This is a genomic window from Catenulispora sp. EB89 (genome assembly GCF_041261445.1).
In the GTDB taxonomy this organism is placed as follows: Bacteria; Actinomycetota; Actinomycetes; order Streptomycetales; family Catenulisporaceae; genus Catenulispora.
The window spans coordinates 382,731-406,456 of sequence record NZ_JBGCCU010000004.1 but is presented as its reverse complement, the minus strand read 5'-3'; the positions used below and the strand labels follow the sequence as shown (position 1 = coordinate 406,456).

16 protein-coding genes are annotated in these 23,726 nt (G+C 69.2%); 11 read left to right on the top strand and 5 right to left on the bottom strand.

Annotated elements, in window-relative coordinates; all coding sequences use genetic code 11:
- Positions 1–44 precede the first annotated feature (44 nt).
- Positions 45–2,309: a glycoside hydrolase family 42 gene (locus ABH920_RS11440; protein ID WP_370348880.1), complete on the bottom strand. Its 2,265-nt coding sequence runs from the start codon at positions 2,307–2,309 to the stop codon at positions 45–47.
- Positions 2,310–2,672: 363 nt separating this feature from the next.
- Between ABH920_RS11440 and ABH920_RS11435 the strand changes: the two genes are divergently transcribed.
- From ABH920_RS11435 to ABH920_RS11410, 6 genes are all read left to right on the top strand, one after another.
- Positions 2,673–4,046 carry an ABC transporter substrate-binding protein gene (locus ABH920_RS11435; protein ID WP_370348879.1) on the top strand — a complete coding sequence of 458 codons (1,374 nt, stop codon included), beginning with the start codon at positions 2,673–2,675 and terminating at the stop codon, positions 4,044–4,046.
- A 3-nt stretch (positions 4,047–4,049) separates the two neighbouring features.
- Positions 4,050–4,949, top strand: a complete 900-nt coding sequence (locus ABH920_RS11430) for a carbohydrate ABC transporter permease (protein ID WP_370348878.1) — start codon at positions 4,050–4,052, stop codon at positions 4,947–4,949.
- Positions 4,946–5,839: a carbohydrate ABC transporter permease gene (locus ABH920_RS11425; protein WP_370348877.1), complete on the top strand. Its 894-nt coding sequence runs from the start codon at positions 4,946–4,948 to the stop codon at positions 5,837–5,839. The genes ABH920_RS11430 and ABH920_RS11425 overlap by 4 nt, the downstream gene beginning before the upstream one ends.
- Positions 5,836–6,519, top strand: a complete 684-nt coding sequence (locus ABH920_RS11420) for a ThuA domain-containing protein (protein WP_370348876.1) — start codon at positions 5,836–5,838, stop codon at positions 6,517–6,519. Before ABH920_RS11425 ends, ABH920_RS11420 begins: the two co-directional genes overlap by 4 nt.
- Positions 6,504–7,643 (top strand): Gfo/Idh/MocA family protein, encoded by a 1,140-nt coding sequence (locus ABH920_RS11415; protein ID WP_370348875.1) that lies wholly within the window; start codon positions 6,504–6,506, stop codon positions 7,641–7,643. Before ABH920_RS11420 ends, ABH920_RS11415 begins: the two co-directional genes overlap by 16 nt.
- Before the next feature lie 77 nt (positions 7,644–7,720).
- On the top strand, positions 7,721–8,737 hold the full coding sequence (locus tag ABH920_RS11410) for a hydroxyacid dehydrogenase (RefSeq protein WP_370348874.1): 1,017 nt from the start codon (positions 7,721–7,723) through the stop codon (positions 8,735–8,737).
- Positions 8,738–8,740: 3 nt separating this feature from the next.
- Here the strand turns inward: ABH920_RS11410 and ABH920_RS11405 are convergent, their stop codons facing one another.
- Positions 8,741–9,751, bottom strand: coding sequence for an NADP-dependent oxidoreductase (locus ABH920_RS11405; protein WP_370348873.1), 1,011 nt, complete (start codon positions 9,749–9,751; stop codon positions 8,741–8,743).
- Positions 9,752–9,864: 113 nt separating this feature from the next.
- On the opposite strand from ABH920_RS11405, the gene ABH920_RS11400 reads away from it, so the two are divergent.
- Complete coding sequence (locus ABH920_RS11400; RefSeq protein WP_370348872.1) at positions 9,865–10,746, top strand: LysR family transcriptional regulator; 882 nt, start codon at positions 9,865–9,867, stop codon at positions 10,744–10,746.
- A gap of 8 nt (positions 10,747–10,754) precedes the next feature.
- Here ABH920_RS11400 and ABH920_RS11395 read toward each other — a convergent pair whose 3' ends face one another.
- Complete coding sequence (locus tag ABH920_RS11395) at positions 10,755–11,420, bottom strand: hypothetical protein (RefSeq protein ID WP_370348871.1); 666 nt, start codon at positions 11,418–11,420, stop codon at positions 10,755–10,757.
- A gap of 319 nt (positions 11,421–11,739) precedes the next feature.
- On the opposite strand from ABH920_RS11395, the gene ABH920_RS11390 reads away from it, so the two are divergent.
- Positions 11,740–15,378, top strand: coding sequence for a choice-of-anchor D domain-containing protein (locus ABH920_RS11390; protein WP_370348870.1), 3,639 nt, complete (start codon positions 11,740–11,742; stop codon positions 15,376–15,378).
- Between the two features lie 319 nt (positions 15,379–15,697).
- Positions 15,698–16,537, top strand: a complete 840-nt coding sequence (locus ABH920_RS11385; protein WP_370348869.1) for a polysaccharide lyase family 7 protein — start codon at positions 15,698–15,700, stop codon at positions 16,535–16,537.
- 98 nt (positions 16,538–16,635) lie between these two features.
- On the opposite strand, the gene ABH920_RS11380 is transcribed toward ABH920_RS11385, so the two are convergent.
- Together ABH920_RS11380 and ABH920_RS11375 are read right to left on the bottom strand one after the other, a co-directional pair.
- A complete protein-coding gene (locus ABH920_RS11380; RefSeq protein WP_370348868.1) occupies positions 16,636–16,902 on the bottom strand; it encodes a hypothetical protein in 267 nt (88 codons plus the stop codon).
- Positions 16,903–16,913: 11 nt separating this feature from the next.
- Positions 16,914–17,615, bottom strand: a complete 702-nt coding sequence (locus tag ABH920_RS11375) for a TetR/AcrR family transcriptional regulator C-terminal domain-containing protein (RefSeq protein ID WP_370348867.1) — start codon at positions 17,613–17,615, stop codon at positions 16,914–16,916.
- Positions 17,616–17,783: 168 nt separating this feature from the next.
- Here ABH920_RS11375 and ABH920_RS11370 point away from each other — a divergent pair, with 168 nt between their 5' ends.
- Entirely contained in the window at positions 17,784–19,463 is a 1,680-nt protein-coding gene (locus tag ABH920_RS11370; protein ID WP_370348866.1) for an MFS transporter, read from the top strand.
- A 229-nt stretch (positions 19,464–19,692) separates the two neighbouring features.
- Positions 19,693–23,715 carry a glycoside hydrolase family 3 C-terminal domain-containing protein gene (locus tag ABH920_RS11365; protein WP_370348865.1) on the top strand — a complete coding sequence of 1,341 codons (4,023 nt, stop codon included), beginning with the start codon at positions 19,693–19,695 and terminating at the stop codon, positions 23,713–23,715.
- Positions 23,716–23,726 lie beyond the last annotated feature (11 nt).

Sequence of the window (23,726 nt, the reverse complement as noted above, 5' to 3'; positions counted from 1 at the left end):
TCCCTTCGAAACGGTGGTGCGGAAGTGCGTCAGCTGCGCCGGCGTCAGCCGGCGGTGGACAGGGCTGCGTTGCTGGTACTCAGCGTCACGCTGCTGACATACAGCGGCTTGGTCGGGTCCGTGACCGCCAGGCGGAGGTCGGCGGAGAGGTTCTGCAGTTCGTTGAACTGCACATCGGTGAGCGTCACGGTCGCGGTCTGCCAGCTGCCGGTGCCGCTTCCGGCCACGGTCGGCCCGCCGAAGTACGGGGCCGTGGTCGAGTCGTACTGCACCTGGAAGCCCTGGCCGGCGACCGACCAGTAGGTGACGTTCGCGGTCACCGTGGAGGCCTTGGCGACCTGGCTGGACGGGTCCAGCTGGAGGTACACGTTGGCCGGCGTGACGCCGCTCTGCGCGGAAGTCCAGGTCTCATAAGCGGTCTGGCCGCCCTGCGTCACCTGGATGAGGTTGCCGTCGGCACCCTGGCCGGTCGCGCCGACGGACATGTAGATCAGGCCCCCGCCGCTCTGTCCGGCGGTGCCGGTGACGGACGTCGCGCCGCTGCTGTTCCCGGGACACGAGGCCGGGACCGGGGTGCCGGCCGGAGCCGCGCCCGGCAGCACCGACCACTGGTCGAGCTGCGCCGACTTCATCGTGACCGGCACGCAGACGCTGCCGTCCGCGAGCAGCTTCTGCGCCGGTGCCTGGCCGGTCAGCGCGTCCACCACGTGGTAGGTGCCGCGGACCAGGTTCAGGCCGTCGGGATGCAGCGTGACCGAACCGGTGTAGCCGTAGTTCGAGTTCACCTCGCCGAGCGTGACCATGGAGCTGCGGTGGTTCGCCGCGGTGGCGGGCACGACCTGGAGCGCGTGCTGGCTGGTCAGGTCGGCGTAGGCCGGGGCGTAGGAGGCGAGCTGGGATCCGTTGCTCAGCACCGTTCCGCCGGCCTGCTGGTAGGCGGCGATGTTGGCGTCGGAGCCGTTCATCGGCAGCACCGCGCGGTAGTGCGACAGGCTGTCGGCGTGGTTCGCGATCTCCTCGCTGGTGACCACGGAGAACCCGGCCTGGTAGCCGGCCCACAGCGCGCCGATGCTGTTCTCGACGTTGTTCAGGCTGCCGCCGCTGTCGTTGCCGCGCGCCGTCGAGTAGTCGATGTAGACCGCGACCGGCTGGGTCGGGTACGAGCCGGAGATCTTCTGGAGGACCGGCAGCCAGGAGGTGTAGATCGGGTATCCGATGACGTCCTTGTCGGTGCCGTCGTGGATGAAGAAGTCCTCGCCGCCGCCGGTCGGCAGCGTCATGGGGTACATGGACAGCCAGTTCACGGCCTCGGCCGGGATCTGGTCGTCGGTGCCGAACACGGTCCACTCCTGCGCGACGGGCACGTGGTAGGCGCGGCCCAGGCTGCCGAAGAGCAGACTCAGGCCGGCGGAGTTGGCAGCGTCCTCGACGACCGTGGCGTGGTACTTCCGCGCCAGGTTGAAGAAGATGTCCGGCAGGTTGCCGAGCTGCGGGGCGTTGGATATGTGCCCGCCGAAGTAGTAGAACAGCGGACCGTTGCTGACCCTGCGGACCGCGGCGGTGAGCCGGTCGTACGTGTCCTGCACGCTCCACTGGCGGAAGGCTTGGTAGACGCCGTCCAGCGCGGCGCCCGGTAGTGCGGCCGGCACCTGGTCGAACGAGGTGTACGTGGTGTTGTACTTCGCGTTGAAGGCGGCGACGGTCTGGTAGGTGGCCGGCAGCCAGCTGCTGTGGAAGTACGCGATGTCGGCCGGGGCCCAGCCGCCTTCGCCGGGGCTGTCCAGCCACTGCGCGTCGAGGTGGCCGTAGTCCATGAACGAGCCGCCGTACGCCGGGTTGTGCGTGATGTGCGCGACGGTGGCGGTGACGTAGGCGAAGTAGTCGTCCTGTTCCGTCCGGTCCCACCAGGCCAGCGCCACGCCGGTGGCGCCGGTGCTGGTCACCTCGTGGTCGGTCTCGAAGGTCGCGGGGCTGCCGCGCCAGCCGGACTGCCAGAAGATCGGCACCAGCTTCACCCCGGCCGCCTTGGCGTTGGCCAGCTCGGTGTCCAGTTCGGAGAAGTCGAAGGTGCCGCGCGACGGTTCCAGCTGCGACCACGGCATGTTGAGCTCGGCGCGGTCGATCCCCTTGGCCTTGACGGCCGCGAAGTCCGCCGTCGACCAGGGCGTGCCGTTGTTGTCGAACTGGAACTGCGAGGCCCAGTAATCGGAGACGGGACCGGCGTGCGCTTTCGTTGCGGGGGCGGGGTCGGCCGTCGCGTACTGGGCGACGAACACGCTGGCGGCGAGGCCGCAAATCAGTGGAATCACTCCACGTCGAACCGAGCGCAGCATCAGTTCCCCCTTCAGGGGTGGGCAGATGGCGGGTGGTTTGTTTCCTCCAGGACGTACACCGTCGGCGACGTGAGGAGTATGTAACTCCAAGAGTGTTAGTGCGACAAGGCTTCTCATCGACGGGCCGTACTGAAGCGCTCTGATCTGCGTCTATGCCACTTGAAGATCATCGCTTTTACGCTTTTTGGTGTCAGAGAAGTCTTTTCACCCCGCCAAGCCTTGACCCCGCCGCCGCTGCGAACTGATACTTCGTGGCACCTCCAGGACTTCGGACACCGCTGTGAAAAGCGGTGTCCTGCCGTCGGCCGTGACCTCCCAACTCTTCTTCGAGGAGCCGTCATGGCCAGATCAACATCTTTGTTTTCGACCCGGCGTCGCCGCGCCCTCGCGGCGGTCGCCGTCGTGCCGTTGGCCGCGGGCCTGGCCGCCTGTGGCAGCAGTAGCGGCAGTAGCGGTTCCGGTGGGTCGCAGACGCTCACCATCGCGATGTGGACGAACCCGGCCGCCGTCGCCCAGACCCAGAAAGTGGACGCCCAGTTCGAGCAGCAGCACCCCGGCGTCAAGATCAAGCTTCAGACCGCGCCGACCGCCGCGAACGCGTGGCCGACGCTGTGGCAGAGCCTGGTCTCCGCCAAGAGCGTGGACGTGCTGGCCCAGTTCCCGCCGACTCCGGCCTCGTATCCGCCGGCCGCGACCGGCATCATCCCGCAGGGCACTCCCGCGCTGATCCAGTCCGGGCAGTTCGTCGACCTGTCGAACCAGCCGTTCATGAAGCGCTTCGACCCGGCCACGCAGAAGTACGCCATGGGCTACAACAACGGGGTCTACGGCGTGATGACGGCCGAGTACGTCAACAACTCGGGCATGTTCTACAAGAAGGACCTGCTGGCCAAGTACGGCCTGTCGGTTCCGACGACCTACGGCGAGTTCATCAGCGACCTGGACACCCTCAAGTCGAAGGGGATCACGCCGCTGTACGTGGCCGGAAAGGACGGCTACCAGAGCATTCCGTGGTTCGGCATCATCAACCAGCTGCTGATGCAGGACAAGCCGAGCACCGACGCCCCGGCGTTGTGGAACAAGCGCGCGCAGGACTTCTGGAGCGGCGCCCAGAGCTGGACCGACCCGGTCTACGCGGACGCCGCCCAGCGCTACGAGAAGATCCTGTCCTACATGGAGCCCAACGCCGCGGGTGTGCCCGCGCAGTCGGCGCCGGGGGTCTGGGCCGCCAAGGCCAACGACTTCCCGTTCTTCTTCGACGGCTCCTACGACGGCAACACCATCGCCCAGGGCAACCCGAGCCTGAACTTCGGCTTCATGGCGATGCCGGGCGCCGACACCGCGAGCTGGAACCGCGCCGCCCTGGCGCCGGACCTGTCCTGGGTCGTTCCGACCTGGTCCAAGCACCAGACGCTGGCGATGCAGTGGCTCGATCTGTTCACCCAGCCGGACAACTACGCGGCCTGGCTGAAGGCCACCGGATCCATCTCCACCGAGCCGTCGGTGCCGACGCCCGCGCTGCCCTGGACCGACTGGCTGGCCGCGCACGCCTCGGAGGGCTACCCGAACGTCCAGCCGCCCTGGACCTCCACCAAGTTCCCGAAGGTGGCCGGCGACATCGACCGGACCAAGATGCAGCCGTTCGGGTCGCAGACCCCGGCGGACGCGCTCAAGCAGGCCGCTGACGCGTACAAGTCGGCAGCGGGGCACTGACCTGTGAGCACCATCCCCTTCGGTACGAAGCGGACACGGCGGTGGCTGCCCTGGGCCTCCATCGCCGTGCCCACGATCGGCTGGCTGGTCTTCGGGTTGTTCCCGTCGGTGTCGACCGTGTTCTTCTCCTTCACCGAGTACTCCGGCTTCCCGGGCACCCCCCTGCACTTCTGCGGGCTGTGCAACTACAGCAACGCGTTCAACAGCTCCTGGAGTGACTTCTCCGCCTCCGTGACGGTGACGCTGAAATACGTCGCCGGGGTCACGGTCCTGCAGATCGCGATCGGCCTCGGACTGGCCCTGCTGCTGCGCCACCGGCGGCGCGGGTTCGGGCTCTACCGCGCGCTGATCTTCATGCCGCAGATCTTCTCGGTGACCATCGTCGGCGTGCTGTTCTCGCTGGTCTTCGACCCGCAGAACGGGCCGGCCGAGCCGATCCTGCACGGCGCGTTCGGGATCAACACCGCGTTCCTCGGCGACAAGAACTGGGCACTGTCGCTGGTCGTCCTGATCAACGTCTGGATGTTCAGCGGCTACACCATGCTGGTCTACATCGCGGCGCTGCGCCGGATCCCGCCGGAGCTGTACGAGGCCGCCTCGCTGGACGGCGCCGGCCGGTTCCGGACCTTCCGGCACATCACCTGGCCGCTGCTGGCGAACGCCACCACGGTGAACGTGTTCCTGACCGCCATGGGCTGCGTCGGCGAGTACGCCCTCATCAGGGTGCTGACGGACGGCAACTACGGCACCAAGACGCTGGGCATGTACATGTTCGACACGGCGTTCGGGGTGAACCCGTCGCTGGGCTACGGCTCCATGCTGGCCGTGGCGCAGTTCGTCATCACGCTGGTGATCGGCAGTGTGCTGCTGATCTTCCTGCGCCGCCGGGAGGTGACGCTGTGAGCGTCATCGACACCCACGCCGCCGACAGCCGCGCGCGGCGTGCCGTCCGCACCGGCGGGCTGCAGCTGGCCTGCCTGGTCATCTCAGTGGGCTTCTTCGCACTCCCGCTGATCTACCTGGCATTGCAGGCGTTCAAGACCAACAACGAGTTCCTGAACAACCCGACCGGCCTGCCGCACCCGTGGACCACGTCCAACTTCAGCGACGCCTGGAGCGAGGGCGACTTCTCCAACGAGATGGTCAACAGCCTGCTGTACGCGATCATCCCGGACATCATCACCCTGATTCTCGGGGTCTTCCTCGCCTTCCCGATCTCCCGCGGCTGGTTCAAGCACTCCAATGTGCTGTACGGGTTCTTCGTGTTCTCCGGGTTCCTGCCCGCCGGGCTGATCCCGCTGTTCATCGAGGCGCAGAAGATCGGCACGTACAACAGCCGGATCGGCTACCTCATCATGACCTCGCTGACCGGCGCCGGGTTCTTCTTCTTCGTCGGCTACATCAAGACCATCCCGCGCGAGATGGACGAGGCCGCGGCCCTGGACGGCTGCGGGTACATCCGCTACATCTTCACCATGATCATCCCGCAGATGAAGCCGGCGCTGGCCACCTTCGGCATCTTCGGCTTCGTCGCGGGCTGGAACAACCTGATCCTGCCGCTGGTCATGCTCAACGACCAGAGCCTGTGGCCGGTCACCCGCGGCCTGTTCTCGTTCTTCGGCCAGTATTCCTCGCAGTGGCCGCTGGTCGCGGCCGCGACGATCATCGTGGCGCTGCCGATCCTGGTGGTCTTCGTGATCCTGCAGCGGAACCTGGTCGAGGGCGTCGCCGGCGGTGCGGCGGCCGGCAGCGGCGGAGTGGCAGTGGCACAACCTGTGGAGAACAACGAATGACGCACCAGACACATCAGGGTCCGACGACCAAGCGCGCGCTGGTCGTGCGCGGCGGCTGGGACGGCCACGTCCCGGTCCCCGCGAGCGACCGGTACGCGCGGCGGCTCAAGGACGACGGCTACGACGTCACGATCTCCGACACCCTGGACAGCTACCTCGACGAGGACCTGCTCGCCGGCACCGATCTGATCGTGCAGTGCTGGACCATGGGCCAGATCACCGGCGAGCAGACCACCGGCCTGATCCGCGCGGTGCGCGCCGGGACCGGGTTCGCCGGCTGGCACGGCGGGATCATCGACGCCTTCCGGAGCGAGACCCGCTACCAGCTGATGACCGGCGGGCAGTTCGTGCACCACCCGCGCGAGTTCACCACCTACACGGTGCGCGCCACGGCCGGACACGCCGAGCACCCGATCATGGCCGGGATCAGGCCGTTCACCGTCACCACCGAGCAGTACTACCTGCACGTGGACCCGGCGGTCGAGGCCATCGCGGTCACCGACTACGCCGAGGACCCCGACACCCCGGAACTGGCCGGCGTCGTCATGCCGGTCACGTGGACCCGGCAGTGGGGGGCCGGCCGGGTGTTCGTCACCGCGGTCGGACACCGGATGTCCGACCTGGAAGTGCCCGAGGTGGACCAGATGATCAGGAGGGGACTGGCATGGGCGACACGGTGAGCGGGACGACGGCGACCGGCGAGCACGGTTCGGTGCTGCGCATCGGCGTCGTCGGCGTGGGCAACATCAGCGGGCAGTACTTCCAGGCCGCACCGCGGCTGCCGAACCTGCGGATCACCGCGATCGCCGACCTGGACGCGGAACGCGCGGCCAAGGTCGCGGCCGACGTCCCCGGCGCCCGCGCCACCAAACCGGCCGAGCTGTACGCGGCCGAGGACGTCGACCTCGTCCTGAACCTCACCATCCCCGCCGCCCACGCCGAGGTCGCGCAGTCCGCGATCGCCGGCGGCAAGCACGTGTACGGCGAGAAGCCGCTCGCCGCCACCACCGCCGAGGCGCGCGCGGTCCTGGAAGCGGCCGAACGCGCCGGAGTGCGCGTCGGCTGCGCGCCGGACACCGTGCTCGGCACCGGGATCCAGACGGCGCGCGCCGCGCTGGACGCCGGGGACATCGGCGTCCCGGTGGCCGCGACCGCGTTCATGGTCACGCCGGGCCACGAGCGCTGGCATCCGGACCCGGAGTTCTACTACCGCCCCGGCGGCGGTCCGCTGCTGGACATGGGGCCGTACTACCTCACGGCCCTGGTGACGCTGCTCGGCCCGGTGAAGCGCGTGGTGGGGATGAGCTCCACTCCGCGGCCGACACGCACCATCGGCAGCGGGCCGCGGGCCGGCACCGAGTTCGCGGTGGAGGTGCGGACGCACGTCACCGGCGTGCTGGAGCACGCGAACGGCGCGCTGTCGACGCTGGTGATGAGCTTCGACGTGTGGGCCGGGCAGCTGCCCCGGATCGAGGTGTACGGATCGCAGGGCTCGCTGGAGGTGCCCGATCCCAACGGCTTCGACGGCGAGGTGAGCATCTTCCGCGCCGAGGCCAGGGAGTGGGAGAAGGTGCCGGAGCTCGGCGGATACCGGAACGCCTCGCGCGGCTACGGCGTCTCGGACCTGGCGCGGGCGCTCGCCGAGGGCGTGCCGCACCGGGCGAACGGCGCGCTGGCGTTCCATGTGCTGGACGTCATGGAATCGTTGCTCGCCGCAGCGGAGAGTGGGGAGTCGGTGACCGTCGGCAGTACGTGTGAACGGCCTGCGGCAGTTCCGCACCAGGCCCGACCCGAAGCCCAGTAGTCCACAACCCTCACCTTGCTTCGCCGCCCAGAGGCCGGCGAAGCAAGGTGACGGGCCATATCCCTGGAGCCACCACTTTGAGCGCCCGACCCACCGCACTGTTCGCGATGAACCTCGACAACCTGCCCCGGCTGTTCCCGCCGAGGGCGCTGGACCGGCTGCGCGAGCTGGTCGACATCGACGCCTGCCTGGTCGTCTCCGACTTCAGGCACCCCGAGGCGGCGCGGGCGCTCGCCGGAACCGATCTGTTGATCACGAGCTGGGGCTCTCCACCGATCGATCAGAGCGTCCTGGAGGCGGCGCCTCGGCTTCGGGCCATTCTGCACGCGGCCGGAACCGTGCGCGGCTACGTGACCGACGCGGTCTGGGAGCGCGGCCTGCTGGTGTCGTCCATGGCGCAGGCCAACGCCATCCCCGTCGCGGAGTACACACTGGCCGCGATCCTGCTGGCCGGCAAGAACGCCTTCGTCCTGCGCGAATCGTTCACCGGCCAGCGCGGCGCCCCCGACCCGGACCGCGAACGGCGCCGGGACACCCTCGGCAACCACCACCGCCGCGTCGGCGTCATCGGCGCCTCACGCGTGGGCCGCCGACTGCTGGAGCTGCTGCGACCACTGGACTTCGACGTCTACCTGAGCGACCCGTACATCGGGCCGAGCGAAGCCACCGACCTCGGCGCCGTCCTGCTGTCCCTGGACGACCTGCTGCGCAGTAGCGACATCGTCACCCTGCACGCCCCCGACCTCCCGCAGACCCGCGGCATGCTGGACCGCCGCCGCCTGGCCCTGATCCCCGATGGCGCCACGCTGATCAACACCTCGCGGGGCGCCCTCATCGAGGCCGACGCCCTCACCGACGAGCTGCTCTCCGGCCGCCTCAGCGCGGTGCTCGACGTCACCGACCCCGAGCCCCTGCCGGAGGACTCTCCGCTGTACCGACTGCCGAACGTCTTCCTCACCCCGCACATCGCCGGCTCCATCGGCAACGAGCTGTCGCGGATCGGCGACGCGGTGGTCGCGGAGGTCGAGCGGCTGGTCGGCGGCCAGCCGTTGCGGCATCAGGTGACGCGGTCGGATCTGGGGCGGGTGGCGTGACTATCAGCCCTCGTCCTCCAGCGTGACCACCATCTTCCCGACGTTCCCGCCGCCGAGCATCGAGATGAAGGCCTCGACCGTCCGCCCGAACCCGTGCACCACGGTCTCGTCGACCGGCACCGCGCCGGAGGCGATGTGCGGGATGAGGAAGTCCTCGAACTCCTCGCGGGCGTCGAGGTGGTCGCGGACGAGGAAGCCCTCCAGGCGCAGCGCGTTGCCGACGACGTCGTAGAGGTTGGCCGGTGCGGCGGGCGGGTTCTCCAGGTCGTCGTACTGCGAGACGGCGCCGCACCAGGCGATGCGGCCGTGGTGTCGCAGGACACTGATGGCGGCTTCCAGGTGCGTGCCGCCGACGTTGTCGAAGTACACGTCGATGCCGTCCGGTGCGGCGGCGCTGAGCTGGTCGGCCAGCGGGGTCGCGGCGCGGTAGTCGATCGCGGCGTCGAAGCCGACGTGCTCGATCAGGTGCTTCGCCTTCGCCGGGGAGCCGGTGCTGCCGATCAGGCGTCCGGCGCCCATGACGCGGGCGATGCGGGCCGCCGCCGTGCCGACCCCGCCGCCGGCCGCCGAGATGAACAGGTCCTCGCCCGGCTGGAGCTTCGCGATCCGCTTCAGGCCGACGTAGGCGGTCAGGCCGGTGCCGCCGAGGATGCCGAGGAACGCGGTGAGCGGGACGCCGTCGGTGACGGGCAGGATCCGCAGGTCGTCCTTGGTGAGGACGGCGTGCGTGGCCCAGCTGTGCCGGTGGAAGACGACGGTGCCCTCAGTGATCTCAGGGTCCTTCGACGCCAGGACCCGGCCCAGCGCCCGGCCCTCCAGCCCGAAGCCCTTCTCCCAGCCGCCCCAGTGCATCGCCTCGCGCATGTAGGGGTCCACGGACAGGGCCAGGTTCTGTACCAGGATCCCAAGTGGCGGGAGTTCGGGGATCGGGCCGGAGACGAACTCGAAGTCGGCGGCGGTCGGGCGGCCCTCGGGACGGCGGGCTTGGTGGATGGCTTGGTAGGTCGCGGTCATGGACATGACCGTACGGAGAATCACTGCTCGCAAGCAGATCCCCGCGCTTGTGGATAACCGTTTTCCATGAGCGGGCTTCATGGTCGGAACCGATTCCGCCTACAGTGATCACCATGACCGATCTCGCCCCCTCGGAGCTGCGCCTCCTGGTCGCCGTGGCGCGCACCGGCAGCTTTACCGCAGCAGCCGAAGTCACCGGGACGACCCAGTCCGCGGTGTCCCACGCGGTGCGCGGCGTGGAGCGCAAGGTCGGCGCCGTGCTCTTCGAACGCGGCCGCACCGGGGCCCGGCCGACGCCGGCGGGGGAGCGCGCGGTGGTGCGGGCCCGGCAGGTGCTGCGGCAGCTGGAGCTGCTGGGAGCCGAGGCGCGCGGCGCCGAGGAGGGCACCGTCAGCGGGACGCTGCGGGTCGCGGCGTTCCGGAGCGCGGCCGCGGTGCTGCTGCCGCCGGCGCTCAAGGGGCTCGCCGCGCGCTACCCGGGCATCGCGCCGCGCGTGCTGGTCGTGCCCGAACTCGGCGCCGGCACCGTCGGCGAGGTCGAGGAGGGCCGCGCGGACCTGGCGATCGCCACGCTCGACGACGACGCGCCGACCCCGCCCGGCATGGTGGTCGGGGAACTGCTGCGCGAGCCGTATGTGCTGGCCTACCCGTCGGTGTACAAGGAACCGCGCGGCCTGCCGGTGATCGACTGGCCGGAGAACTGCTCCTCGTACACCCGGGACTGGTGGCGCCGCCAGGACTTCCTGCCGAAGGCGACCCTGGAGGTCGCCGACGACGGCGTCGTGCTGTCGATGGTCGCGCAGGGCGTCGGCATGGCGATCCTGCCCCGCCTGACGGTCACCGGCCCGGTCGCCGGCGTGACCGTGACCGGACTCGGCGCGGACGGCCCGACACGGCGCATCGTCAGCGTCGCCACCCGCGCCGACGCCAAGGCCGCCGCGCCGCGCGAGCTGGTGCGGCTGCTGCGCGGGGTGGCTCGGGAGACGCTGGCGTAGCCGGCGCCCTACTTGCTGCCGTTGATGCAGGTCCAGGTGATGGTTCCGGAGATCTTCTGCGGGTTGGCCGCGTCGTCGCTGTTCATGAGGTCCTTGAACGTCAGAGTGCCGGACCCGTCGGCGTTGAACTGGACGGAGCCGGAACTCCCCCCGCCGTCGGAACCAGCGGCGATCTGCATGAAGTCCTTGTTGTCGATGGTGATGCGGTTCAAGCCCGCATAGCGTGAGATGTCCGAGGTGCCCACCCCGCCCGGGTAGTGCCAGTTGGTGTCGAGGACGTGATCGCCGATCGACTGCGGAACACCGAGCGAGGGGTCTATGCCATCCGTCGGATGGTAGTTCGCCAGGTCGGCGCACTTCAGGCTGGAATCGTCCGGTCCGAACACGGGTTCACCGTTCCCGGTGCCGTTGACGGTGACCGCGCCGGTGATGGAGACCTTCGCGCAGAACGACAAGGCGAACTCCGTGATGCAGTCGTCGGTGTTCGAGCCCGACGTCGCGCCCGTGGTGCCGGCGGATCCGCCGCGGCCGCCGTCGTCACCGGCCGGCTGGTGAGTACCGCCGCCCGACGGCGGCGCGCCCAGGCCCCCCGGAGTGGTCGTGCTGCTCGAACAGCCCACCAGCGAGGCCGCCACCATGATGATGCCCACCGCGGGCAGGATCGTCTTGCGCATCGGATTCCCCCTCCATGCATTCCCAATGGCTGGAACGACCGTACGGAGCGCGGGCGTGTTCTCGAATCCGCGAAACCACCTGTGTGGGGCTCAGTGCGCCGCGATCCGGCCCCGCCTGTCAGGACCTTGACCTGGGCAATCGCGGCACCCTGCGCCGGTATCGCGAATTTTCAAGGAACAGCAAACTCCTTGCAGCGCTAGCACCGGGTTATTGCGCGAAGGTGTCGGCGGCGTTACGCTCCCGCTGCGACATCTCCCCACCGGGCCGAACCCCACGGTCCGTACCCCGCACGGTGCCCCATCGAAGGAGCCCTTTGTGATGTCCAGATCCGCACGCGCCGGGATATCCGGCGCGCGTTCCCGCTCACCACGCCGCACCCTGGCCGCCGCCCTCGGGGCGGTTCTGGCCACGGCCGGCACCATGGTCGCTCTCGCCGCCTCGCCCGCGGCCGCGGCCGGCGCGACCGGTGGTTCGGGGGCTTCCCTGCCTTACGTGGAGGTCGAGGCCGCCAAGGCCACCGCGACCACCGGAACCCTGATAGGCCCCAGCGTCAGTCAGGGCCAACTGGCCGACGAGGCGTCCTACCGCCAGGCCGTCACCCTGGCCGGCAACGGCTCGGGGCAGAGCATCACGTTCACCACGCCGGTCGCGACGAACTCGATCGACATCCGGTACAGCATCCCGGACAGTTCCGACGGGTCGGTCTACACCGCGCCGCTGTCCCTGTACGTCAACGGGAACAAGCAGCAGAACCTGACGTTGACCAACGCCTACAGCTGGTACTACGGCGGCTATCCGGGCAGCAACACCCCGGGCAGCACCCCGCACCACTTCTACGACGAGGTGCACCAGCTCTTCAGCACCACCTACCAGGCCGGCACGACCTTCAAGCTGCAGGTCGACTCCGGTGACACCGCCTCGTCGTACACGATCAACCTCGCCGACTTCGAGAACGTGGGCCCGGCGCTGACCCAGCCGGCCGGCTCGGTCTCGGTGACCAGCGAGGGTGCCGACGCCACCGGCGTCAACGACTCCACGGCCGCGTTCAACGCCGCCGTCGCCGCCGCCGGAGCCGGCGGCACCGTGTGGATCCCGCCGGGGACGTTCAACATCCCGCGCCACATCACGGTCAACAACGTGACGGTGGCCGGAGCCGGCATGTGGTACTCCACGGTGACCGGCGCGGCGCCCGGCTTCTACGGCCTCGGCGAGCCGGACAGCTGCGGCGTCGGCGGCAACAAGGGCTCCAGCAGCAACGTGCACCTGTCCAACTTCGCGATCTTCGGCAATGTCCAGACCCGCAACGACTGCGACCAGGTCAACGGCATCGGCGGCGCGATGAACGACTCGACCATCAGCAACATCTGGATCGAGCACATGAAGGTCGGCGCCTGGATGGACGGGCCGATGGACAAGGTGTCGTTCAGCGGGATGCGCATCCGCGACACGTCCGCGGACGGCATCAACTTCCACGGCGGCGTCACCAACTCCACGGTGACGAACAGCGACATCCGCAACACCGGTGACGACGGCATCGCACAGTGGGCGGACACCAGCCTCGGTGCCGACGCCAACGACCTGATCTCCAACAACACGGTCTCCGACCAGATCCTGGCCAACGGCATCGCGATCTACGGCGGCCACGACAACACCGTCACCGGGAACCTGGTGGTCGACTCCGGCATCTCGCAGGGCGGCGGCATCCAGGTCGGGCAGCGCTTCACGTCCACCCCCGTCGGCCTGACCACGATCTCCAACAACACCCTGATCCGCGACGGCGACCTGGACCCGAACTGGCAGTTCGGCGTCGGCGCGCTGTGGTTCGACGGCAGCCAGGGCGCGATCACCGGGCCGATCAACGTCAGCAACGCCCTGATCGAGCAGAGCCCGTTCGAGGCGGTCCAGTGGGTCGAGGGCACGGTGAGCGGCGTCTCGCTGAACAACGTGACCATCGCCGGCACCGGTACCTTCGCGATGCAGGAGCAGACCGGCGGCGCCGCGACGTTCCAGAACGTCACCGCCACCGGCGTCGCGCAGGCCAACGCGGGCAACGCGCCCAGCTACAGCTGTGAGGGCAACTCCTTCGCGATCACCGACAACGGAGGCAACTCCGGGATCAGCCCGACGCAGTGCAACAGCGACAACCCCACCCCGGTCTTCCCGCCGTACCCGGCCAGCAGCGTCACCACCAGCCCCGGTTCGCTGAACTTCGGCTCGGTGGCGACCGGCACGACCAGCTCGGCGCAGACCGTCACGGTGTCGAACCCGACCGGTTCGGCGGCCCCGGTCTCCTCGATCGCGGCCGGCGGCGACTTCGCGCAGACCAACAACTGCGGCTCGTCGATCGCGGCCAACGGGTCCTGCACGGTGAACGTCACCTTCTCGCCGAGCGCTTCCGGCGCCCGCAGCGGCGCGCTGACGGTCAACGCCGGCGGCGTCACCGACACCGTCTCGCTGTCCGGCACCGGCATCGCGCCGGGACCGGTGCTCAACGCCAACCCGGCCAGCCTGGCCTTCACCCGCACCGCGGTCGGCGCCTCGGCCGCCCCGCAGACGGTGACCATCACCAACACCGGCACCAGCTCGGCGAGCGTCTCAGGGGTCTCCGTCACCGGTGACTACAAGCAGACCAACAACTGCTCCTCGATCGCCGTCAACGGCACCTGCTCGGTGACGGTCAGCTTCAGCCCGACCGCCGGCGGCTCCCGCACCGGCACGCTGACCGTGGCCAGCAACGCCACCAACGCCCCGACGACCGTGGCGCTCAGCGGCACCGGCGTCGACGGCACGGTGAACCTGGCCGCCGGCCAGCCGGCCTCGGCCAGCTCCAGCAACGGCTCCTTCGTCCCGGCCAACCTGACCGACGCCGACCCCTCGACCTACTGGGAGAGCGCGAACGGCGCCTTCCCGCAGTGGGCCCAGGTCGACCTCGGCCAGAACTGGAACGTCGGCAAGGTCGTCCTGCGGCTCCCGCCGTCCACCGCGTGGGGGGCCCGCACCCAGACCCTGTCGGTCCAGGGCTCCACGGACGGCACCAACTTCTCCACCCTCGTGGGCTCGAACACCTACACCTTCGACCCGAACGCCAACAACAACACGGTGACCATCCCGTTCACCGCCGCGTCGGCCCGGTACGTCCGGGTCACCATCACGGCGAACAGCGGCTGGCCGGCCGGACAGCTCTCGGACTTCCAGGCCTACCTCGGGAGCGGCGGCGGCACCACGGGCCCGTCGATCGCGACCAGCACCACGAACCTGTCGTTCGGGAACCAGACGGTCAACACCTCCTCCGGCGCCCAGGCGGTGACGGTGAGCAACTCCGGCACCGGCGCGGCCGCCATCTCCTCGATCACCACCTCCGGTGACTTCGGGCAGACCAGCACCTGCGGCAGCACGCTGGCCGCCGGCGCGTCCTGCACGGTGAACGTCACCTTCACCCCGACCGCCACCGGCTCCCGGACCGGCACGCTGAGCATCGCCAGCAACGCCCCCGGCAGCCCGGCGACGGTCGCCCTGACCGGCACCGGCGTCTCCGCCGGCAGCACCGACCTGGCGCTGAACCAGCCGACTTCGGCCAGCGGCTCCACGCAGAACTACGTGCCGGCCAACACCGTCGACGGCAACACCAGCAGCTACTGGGAGAGCACGGACAACGCGTTCCCGCAGTGGCTCCAGGTGGACCTCGGCGCGTCGAAGAGCATCAGCAAGATCGTGCTCGACCTCCCGCCGTCCAGCTCCTGGGCCACGCGCACCCAGACGCTGTCGGTCCTCGGCTCGACGGACAACAGCACCTTCTCCACCATCGTCGGCTCGGCGAACTACACGTTCAACCCGTCGACGGGGAACACCGTGACCATCACGTTCCCCTCGACCAGCACCCGGTACGTGCGGCTGAACTTCACCGCGAACACCGGGTGGCCGGCCGGGCAGATCTCGGAGTTCCAGATCTTCCAGTGACACAGAGGTCCAACACAGAGGTCCAACACAGAGATCTGACACCGTGATCTGACGCAGCAGGACTGCGGCGCCGCCTCCGCTGATGCGAGGGCGGCGCCTTTTTGCGTTGTCACACACCATTTATGGGGTTCACATATGTGGACCCTGATTATGGTTATGAACCTTTACTCAGCCTTGACCGACGCCCCATTGCCGGAACGGCTTCCTGACCGGACGATGAACACGCGCTTCGCAAGGTCCGGACAGTACCACCGGCTTTCGGCCCATGGCTCCCGATCGCCGCCGTCCTCGCCCCGCCCCCCGATCGAAGGGAACTCTCATGCTGAGAGGCGCATCACCCAAGCTCCTGGCCGCGACCGCCGCCGCGACCGTGATCTGCACCGGCGTCGTGGTCGCCGCGTCGTCGACGGCCGCGCAGGCGGCCCCCGCGCGCGCCGCGTCCGCCGGCGTGCACGCGGTCCAGGGCAAGCTCAGCACGACGGTCGCGCCGGGTGGCAACTTCAACCTGTCCGTCTGGGAGCTCCAGGAGCCCGTGGGCAGCCCCGGCTCGCCGCGTACCATCACGTCCTCGCAGCTCCAGGGGGCGAAGGGCTACCAGGACTCGTACTTCTACACCGACACCCACGACGGTGCGATGACGTTCTGGGCCCCGGAGAAGGGCGTCACCACGCCGAACTCCAACTACGCGCGCTCGGAGCTGCGCGAGATGAACGCCGACGGCAGCGTCGCGGACTGGCACCTGGCCGGCACCCACCAGCTGCAGGCCACCCTGCGCGTGGTGTCGGTGACCAACCACGTCTGCGTCGGCCAGATCCACCTCGGCACCGGCGGCTCGTCGACGAAGCCCCTGGTCGAGCTGTACTACTACAACAACGGCAACATCGTGCTCGGCACCGAGAACTCGCCGTCCGGCGGCCAGACCACGCACCAGATCGCGAACGTGCCGGTCGGCACGCAGTGGAGCTACACGATCTCCGTCACCGGCGGGAACACCGTCAACCTGACGGTCAACGGCAAGACGACGAAGTACACGATCCCGTCGTCCTTCGACCAGTACAACATGTACTTCAAGGCCGGTAGCTACAACCAGTCCTCGTCGAACAGCACGACGAAGGGCGCGCGGGTCGCCTTCTACGCACTGACCGTGCACCACGGCTGACGAACAAGAGCACGCGGCGATTCCCCGCGCCCGATCCGCCATCGGGCGCGGGGAATCACACGCGGAATCCGGGATTCGCCGAATCGCGATTCACCGCGTCACAACCCGAAAGCTTCCTTCGTCTTCGCCCGCTGCGCCCGAGCCACCCCGCGCAGCACCTCGTAGCTGCGGCCATCCATGGTCGACACGACGATGACATCGTGGCCCTGACGCGCCTCGACCGTGGTGATGGAGGCGCGCGCCAGCGAGATGTTGTCGTTGAAAAGCATGCGGAACGGCGCCTTCAGATGAATCGTGTGTTCGTCGAAATCGGTCACGGTCCAGTGCTTGTTCTCGGCCTTGGTGTCGGCTTTGTTGTCCGTCATGCCTGTTAGCGTCACGCCGACGGCGGGGTGATGTCGGGGCGGGTGGGCCGTTCGGGTGGGTTTCCGGGTTCGGCGGCCAGCCGGGTCCGCAGGCCGTCGATGATCCGCTCGATCCCGAAGGCGAACAACTCCTGCGAGTCGTCGCCCATGAGCACGTCGATGAGTGTCGCGACGTTCGGGTACTGGCTGATGCCGGCGCGCTTCTCCTTCAACGGCGGCTTCGGCGACTGCTCCTGCAGCACGAAGCCCTGGACGTAGGTCGACATCGTGAGCGTGGCCCAGGCGGCGTCGGCGTCGGAGAAGCCGCCGGCGTGCAGTCGGCCCATCATGACGTCCAGCACGTACAGCAGGTTCGGGCCCGGCGTGCGACGGCCGGCCATCAGCCGCGCGGCGTCGCGGTTGGCGTGCAGGTGGCGGTAGTAGGCGTGCGCCGCTTCGCGCAGGCAGTTCTCCCAGTTGCCGGTGGTGGCCAGTTTGCGGGCGTCCCAGACCACGCTGTCGGCGAGCAGGTCGAGCAGCTGCTCCTTGTCCTGGACGTGGTAGTACAGCGAGGCTGCGCGAACGCCCAGCTCGGCGGCCACCTTGCGCATCGACAGCGCGTCCAGACCTTCGCGGCGCAGCACGGCCATACCCGCCGCGGCGAGGGCTTCGCGGGTGATGGCAGGGGGCTTGGCCGCCGTGTTGGCCCCCGTGTTGCTGTCCGCCGAAACCACCCGGGGCCTCCTTCTTCATACTTCCGCCGCCATGCCCCGTGACCAGGGCTGTCGGCACCCACACTTGCAGTCTAACGCTGTTAGTGGGAACCTAACGGCGTTAGGCAGCCGTCGCGCGGTGGCTCCGCCCGGCTTCGGGCTGCCCCGCGCCTCGAAACAGGGGGCTTCATGGTCAACCCAGCCATCCCGGAACGAACCCGCAGCGGGACGGACGACGGGACTCCGCCGGAAGCGTCGGCAGAGGCAGCACAGGCAGCACCGGCAACATCAGCCGCATCGGCGGCATCGACCGGCGAGGTACCCTCCCGTCGCAAGGCCCTGATCCTCGGCACCCTGTGCATCACGCTGTTCATGGCCATGCTCGACAACGTCGTGGTCAACACCGCCCTGCCCAAGATCGGCTCCCAGCTCCACGCCGGCGTCACCGGCCTGCAGTGGGTCGTCGAGGGCTACTCCCTGGTCTACGCCGCGCTCCTGCTGACCGGCGGCACGCTCGGCGATCGCCTCGGCCGCAAGCGCGTCTTCCTGACCGGCGTAGTCGGCTTCACGCTCGGCTCGATGCTCTGCGCGCTGTCCGGCTCGATCGGCGAGCTGGTCGCGGCCCGCATGCTCCAGGGCGTCGGGGCGGCGCTGCTGACCCCGGGCAGCCTGTCGATCATCCGCAACACCTTCCCGGACCCTCGCGAGCGGGCCCGCGCCATCGGCCTGTGGTCCGGCATCTCAGGGCTCGGACTCGCGCTCGGCCCGGCCGTCGGCGGCCCGCTGGTCGACGCCTTCGGCTGGTCCAGCGTGTTCTGGATCAACGTGCCGATCGGCGCCGTGGCGCTGCTGGTGGGTCGGCGGGTGCTGCCGGAGTTCCACGACGGCCGCGACCGCTTCGACATCCCCGGCCAGGTCACCGGCGCCCTCGGCTTCGGCGCGCTGGTGTTCGCGCTCATCGAGGGGCCGAGTTCGGGCTGGGAGAGCGCCCGGGTGCTGACCGCCGCGGCCCTCGCGGTGCTCGCGCTGGCCGCGTTCCTCGTCATCGAGGCGACGCGCGCGGCGCCGATGCTCGACCTGTCGTTCTTCCGCGACCGCGTCATCACCGGCGCCCTGATGAGCGGGTTCATGGTCAGCTTCGGGATGTTCGGCGCGCTGTTCTTCCTGCCGTTGCTGATGCAGGACGTCTACGGCTGGTCGCCCACCATGGCCGGGGTCGGCTCGCTGCCCGCGACCGCCTCGATCATGGTGGCGGCCCCGGTCGCCGGTATCGTCACCGGTCGCCTCGGTCCGCGTCCGGCGCTCGTCAGCGGCCTGACACTGTGCGCCATCGCGCTCGGAGGGCTGTCGCTCTACGGCCTCGGCGCGCACTACGACCAGTACGTGTGGACGCTGCCGGTCATGGGCCTGGGCATGGGCCTGTCCTTCGCGCCGGTCTCGGTCGCGGTGCTCGAACGCGTCCCGGGCCCGAAGGCCGGCATGGCCTCGGCGGTCACGAACACCATGCGCGAGGTCGGCGGCGTGGTCGGCATCGCCGCCCTCGGCGCGATCCTGACCAGCCGGATGACCGGCCTGCTCCACGACAGGCTGCACGCGCACGGCGTCGACGCCGCGCACACGCACCAGGTCGTGGCCGCGGTCACGAACGGCGGCGCCGGCGGGATCACGGCGAGCCGCGCGCTGCCGCCGGTCCTGCGCGACACCGTGGACAGCTCCTTCGTCGAGGCGCTGCACCTCGCGTTCCGCAGCGGCGCCGGGATGCTGGCCCTGGCCGCGATCGCCGCCCTGATCCTGTTGCGGCCCCAGGCGAAGCGCCGGGATTTGTCTCAGTCTTCTGAGGTTGGTGCGCGGACCGTCGCCGAGGTGTGATCTCATCGCAGAGCGCTGTTGAGCTGCCGGGGCCTGGCTCCGAGGCCCCGGAACCGGTAACGGATGCGGTTACGGGAACGGTTCCGGAACCGGTTCTTCATTGACAGTGGTTAACCCGCGCGCAATATTCAAGCCGAACGAGGGCGCCCTCCCTGATCACGTCGCACCGATGACACGCCGGCCGTACGCGGCTGCCATCGGTGAGGTCTCCAGGATTGAAGGGACTGCAATGAGGCTCCTCACAGCCGCGCGCGGCCGACCGCGGTCGGCCAGACCACGGACGTCCAGACCAGGAACGTCCAGCCCACGGCCGGTTTTCCGGACCCTGCTGGCGGCCGGGGCGTTGTTCGCCGCGTCGCTGGCGGGTTTGCCCAGCCAGGCGCACGCCGCCGCCGGCACCCCGTTCGGCGGGACGCCCGCGGCCCTACCCGGCCTGGTCGAGGCTGCGAACTACGACACCGGCGGCCAAGGCGTCGCCTACAACACGGCTCCCGGCAACGGCTCGGCGAACAGCTACCGCGCCGACGGGATCGACCTGGAGACCACCGCCGACACGCTGGGCACGAGCCCGGCCGGTGGCGCCTATGACATCGGTTGGACGACGCCGGGGCAGTGGTTCAACTACACCGTCAACGTCGCTACCGCCGGCACCTACAGCGTTGCCTTCAGGCTGTCCTCGCCATACGGCCTGACCGACGCACTGCACATCGCCGACTCCTCCGGCGCCAACCTCACCGGCTCGGTCGCCGTCCCCAACACCGGCGGCTACGAGACCTGGACCACCGTCACCGCCAGCCTGGTTCTGCCCGCCGGCACCCAGACGCTGACAGTGAAGCAGGACTCGAACGGCTTCAACTTCCACAACATGGCCTTCACCCTCACCGCCAGCGGTGGCGGCGGTGGCGACAAGCCGTTCGGCGGGACGCCCGCACCGGTGCCCGGCACCGTCCAGGTCGCCAACTACGACACCGGCGGCCAAGGCGTCGCCTACAACACGGTCGCCGGGAACGGCACGGCCACCGGCTACCGCACCGACTCGGTGGACCTGGAGAACACCAGCGACACCCAGGACACCAGTGCCACCGGCGGTGCCTACGACATGGGCTGGACCAACGCCGGGCAGTGGTTCAACTACACGGTCCAGGTGGCCACCAGCGGCACGTACACCGTCAGCTTCCGGGTGTCGTCGCCGTACGGGGTCTCCGACGCGCTGCACGTCGAAAACGCTTCCGGTGCCAACCTCACCGGGGCGGTCGCCGTCCCGAACACCGGGAGCTACGCGACCTGGACCAACGTCACGGCGACGCTGACCCTGCCGGCCGGGGCCCAGACGCTGACCGTGAAGCAGGACGCGAACGGCTTCAACCTGCACTTCCTGACCTTCACGCAGGGATCGGGCGGCGGCGGGCCCGGCCCGGGCCAGTACTGCGGCACGCAGGACCTGGCGATGGACCAGCCGACCACGGCGTCCTCGACGTACTCCGCCACCGGCAACCTGGCTCCCTCGGCCACCGACGGCGACCCCGGCACCCGCTGGGAGAGCGCGTACAGCGACCCGCAGTGGCTGGAGGTCGACCTCGGGAGCCAGCAGCAGATCTGCAACGTGGGCATCCTGTGGGAGAACGCGTACGCCTCGGCGTTCCAGATCCAGGTCTCCAACGACAACACGACCTGGACGAACGTCTACTCCACGACCACCGGGACCGGCGGCCACCAGACGATCCCGGTCTCCACGACCGACCGCTACGTCCGCATGTACGGCACGGCGCGGGCCACGCAGTGGGGATACTCGATCCTCGAGTTCGACGTCTACGGCCTGACCAACATCCCGCCGGTCACCGGCGGCAACGGCAACGGCGGCAACGGCGTCTGCCCCTGGGTCGGCTCGACGGCTCCGGTGGCGCAGCGGGTCCAGCAGGTCCTCAACACCATGAACCAGTCCGAGGAACTGACCCTGGTCGCCGGCGACGGCACCACGAACTACATCGGCCACGTCGCGGGCATCCCCAACCTGTGCATCGCGCAGACCAACATGGAGGACGGACCGTCCGGGGTCGGCGACGGCAACGGCGGCGTGACGGCCTTCCCCGACGGGGAGTCCGCCGCGGCGACCTGGGACACGACGCTGATCGGGCAGGAGGGGACGGCCAAGGGCGCGGAGTTCGCGGGCAAGGGCGTCAACGTCTCGCTCGGCCCGACATCCAACGTGGTGCGCGACCCGCGCTGGGGCCGGACGTACGAAACCTATGGCGAGGACCCGTTCCTGGCCGGCCAGGTCACCTCGGCCGAGGTGAAGGGCCTGCAGAGCCAGGGCGTGATGGCCGATGTGAAGCACGTGGCCGCCTACGACCAGGAGCAGTACCCGAACGGCGGCAACAACGAGATCGTCGGCAACCAGGCGATGCAGGAGCTGTACCTGGCTCCGTTCCAGGACTCGATCGCGCAGTCCGCGCCGGCGTCGTTCATGTGCTCCTACGCCGTGGTCAACGGTGCCTCGTCCTGCGCCAGCGCCTCGATGCTCCGCAACGGCCTGGACACCCAGGCCAACTACGGCGGCTTCATCGTCTCCGACTGGGGCGCCGCGGGTCCGGCGGTCGCCGACGCCAACGGCGGCCTGGACATCGCGATGCCGTTCAACTCCTACGCGACCAACCTGGGCAACGCGCTGGCCGCCGGCCAGTTCGACCAGGGGACGCTGAACGCCATCGTGGCCAGGATCCTGACCCAGATGTTCGCCTTCGGGATGTTCGACAACCCGGCGTCCGGGGCGCTGGCGAACACGGTGACCACTACGGCGCACCAGCAGACCGCGCTGCAGCTGGGCCAGGAGGGCACGGTCCTGCTGAAGAACAACGGCATCCTGCCGCTGAACCCGAATCCGAGTACTGCGAAGAGCATCGCGGTTCTCGGGACGGACGGCGGCGCCGCGGTGGAGCTCGCCGGCGGTGGTAGTGGCGGGGTCGACAGCTCGAACACGGTCTGGCCGGTCACCGGGATCCAGAACGCGGTCGGGCCGAACGTGAAGGTCACCTACACGGCCGGCGACGACAACGGGACGACGAACATCCCGCAGGCGGTGGCTGCGGCGCAGGCTGCGACCTATGCGATCGTCTTCGTCAGTGCGCCGGAGGGCGAGGAGAGCGACCTGAAGACGCTCGACGTGTCAGCCGCCGACGAGACGATGATCTCGGACGTGGCGGCGGTGAACCCGAACACGATCGTGGTGATCAACAGCGGCTCGCCGGTGGTCATGCCGTGGCTGAACTCGGTGGCCGGTGTGTTCGAGAACTGGTACGGCGGCCAGGAGACCGGTGCGGCGGTGGCTTCGCTGATCTTCGGGACGGTGAACCCGTCGGGCAAGTTGCCGGTGACGTTCCCGTCGTCGTTGTCGCAGGTTCCGGCGCAGACGACGGCGCAGTGGCCGGGGACGCCGACGGGGCCGATCTACAGCGAGGGTGTGAACATCGGCTACCGGTGGTATCAGTCGCAGAACATCACGCCGGCGTTCCCGTTCGGTTTCGGGCTGTCGTACACCAAGTTCGCCTTCTCCAATCTGGCGGTGGGCGGGTTCAACGCCAACGGCCAGGCCACGGTGTCCGCGACGGTCACCAACACCGGCTCGGTGGCCGGGGCCGAGGTGGCGCAGCTGTATGTCGGCGACCCGGCGGCCAGTCAGGACCCGCCGAACCAGCTGGCCGGGTTCCAGCGGGTGATGCTCAACCCGGGGCAGAGCGCGCAGGTCAGTTTCCCGTTGACGGTTCACAACCTGGCCTCGTGGTCCAGTACCGACAACCAGTGGGAGGCGCAGGCCGGGACGTACGCCATCCGGGTCGGCGATGCCTCCAACAACCTGCCGCTGACCGGTTCGACTTCGCTGGCCAACACGTTGACCGGTCAGGTCGCCGCCGGTGCCTCCTACGCGGGGGTGTCGTCGGCGAACACGGCGGTCAGCGCGAACGTGACGCCGAACTCGGGTGTCCCGGGCGCGGAGACGGTCGGCGTGGTCAACCCCTTCGGCTACAGCAGCCCGAAGGGCGCGGCGGTGTCCTTCCCGATGCAGGCCGTGGACTCCAAGCAGGGGCAGACGCTGACCTTCACGGCCAGCGGGCTGCCGCCGGGGACCAGCATCAGCGGCAACGGCACGATCTCCGGTAGCGGCACCACGCTGGGGACGTACACCGTGACCGTGACGGCCACCGATCCCGCGGGGGTGTCCGGCACGGCCACGTTCGTGTGGTCGGTCGTGCAGTGATGGCTCAGTAG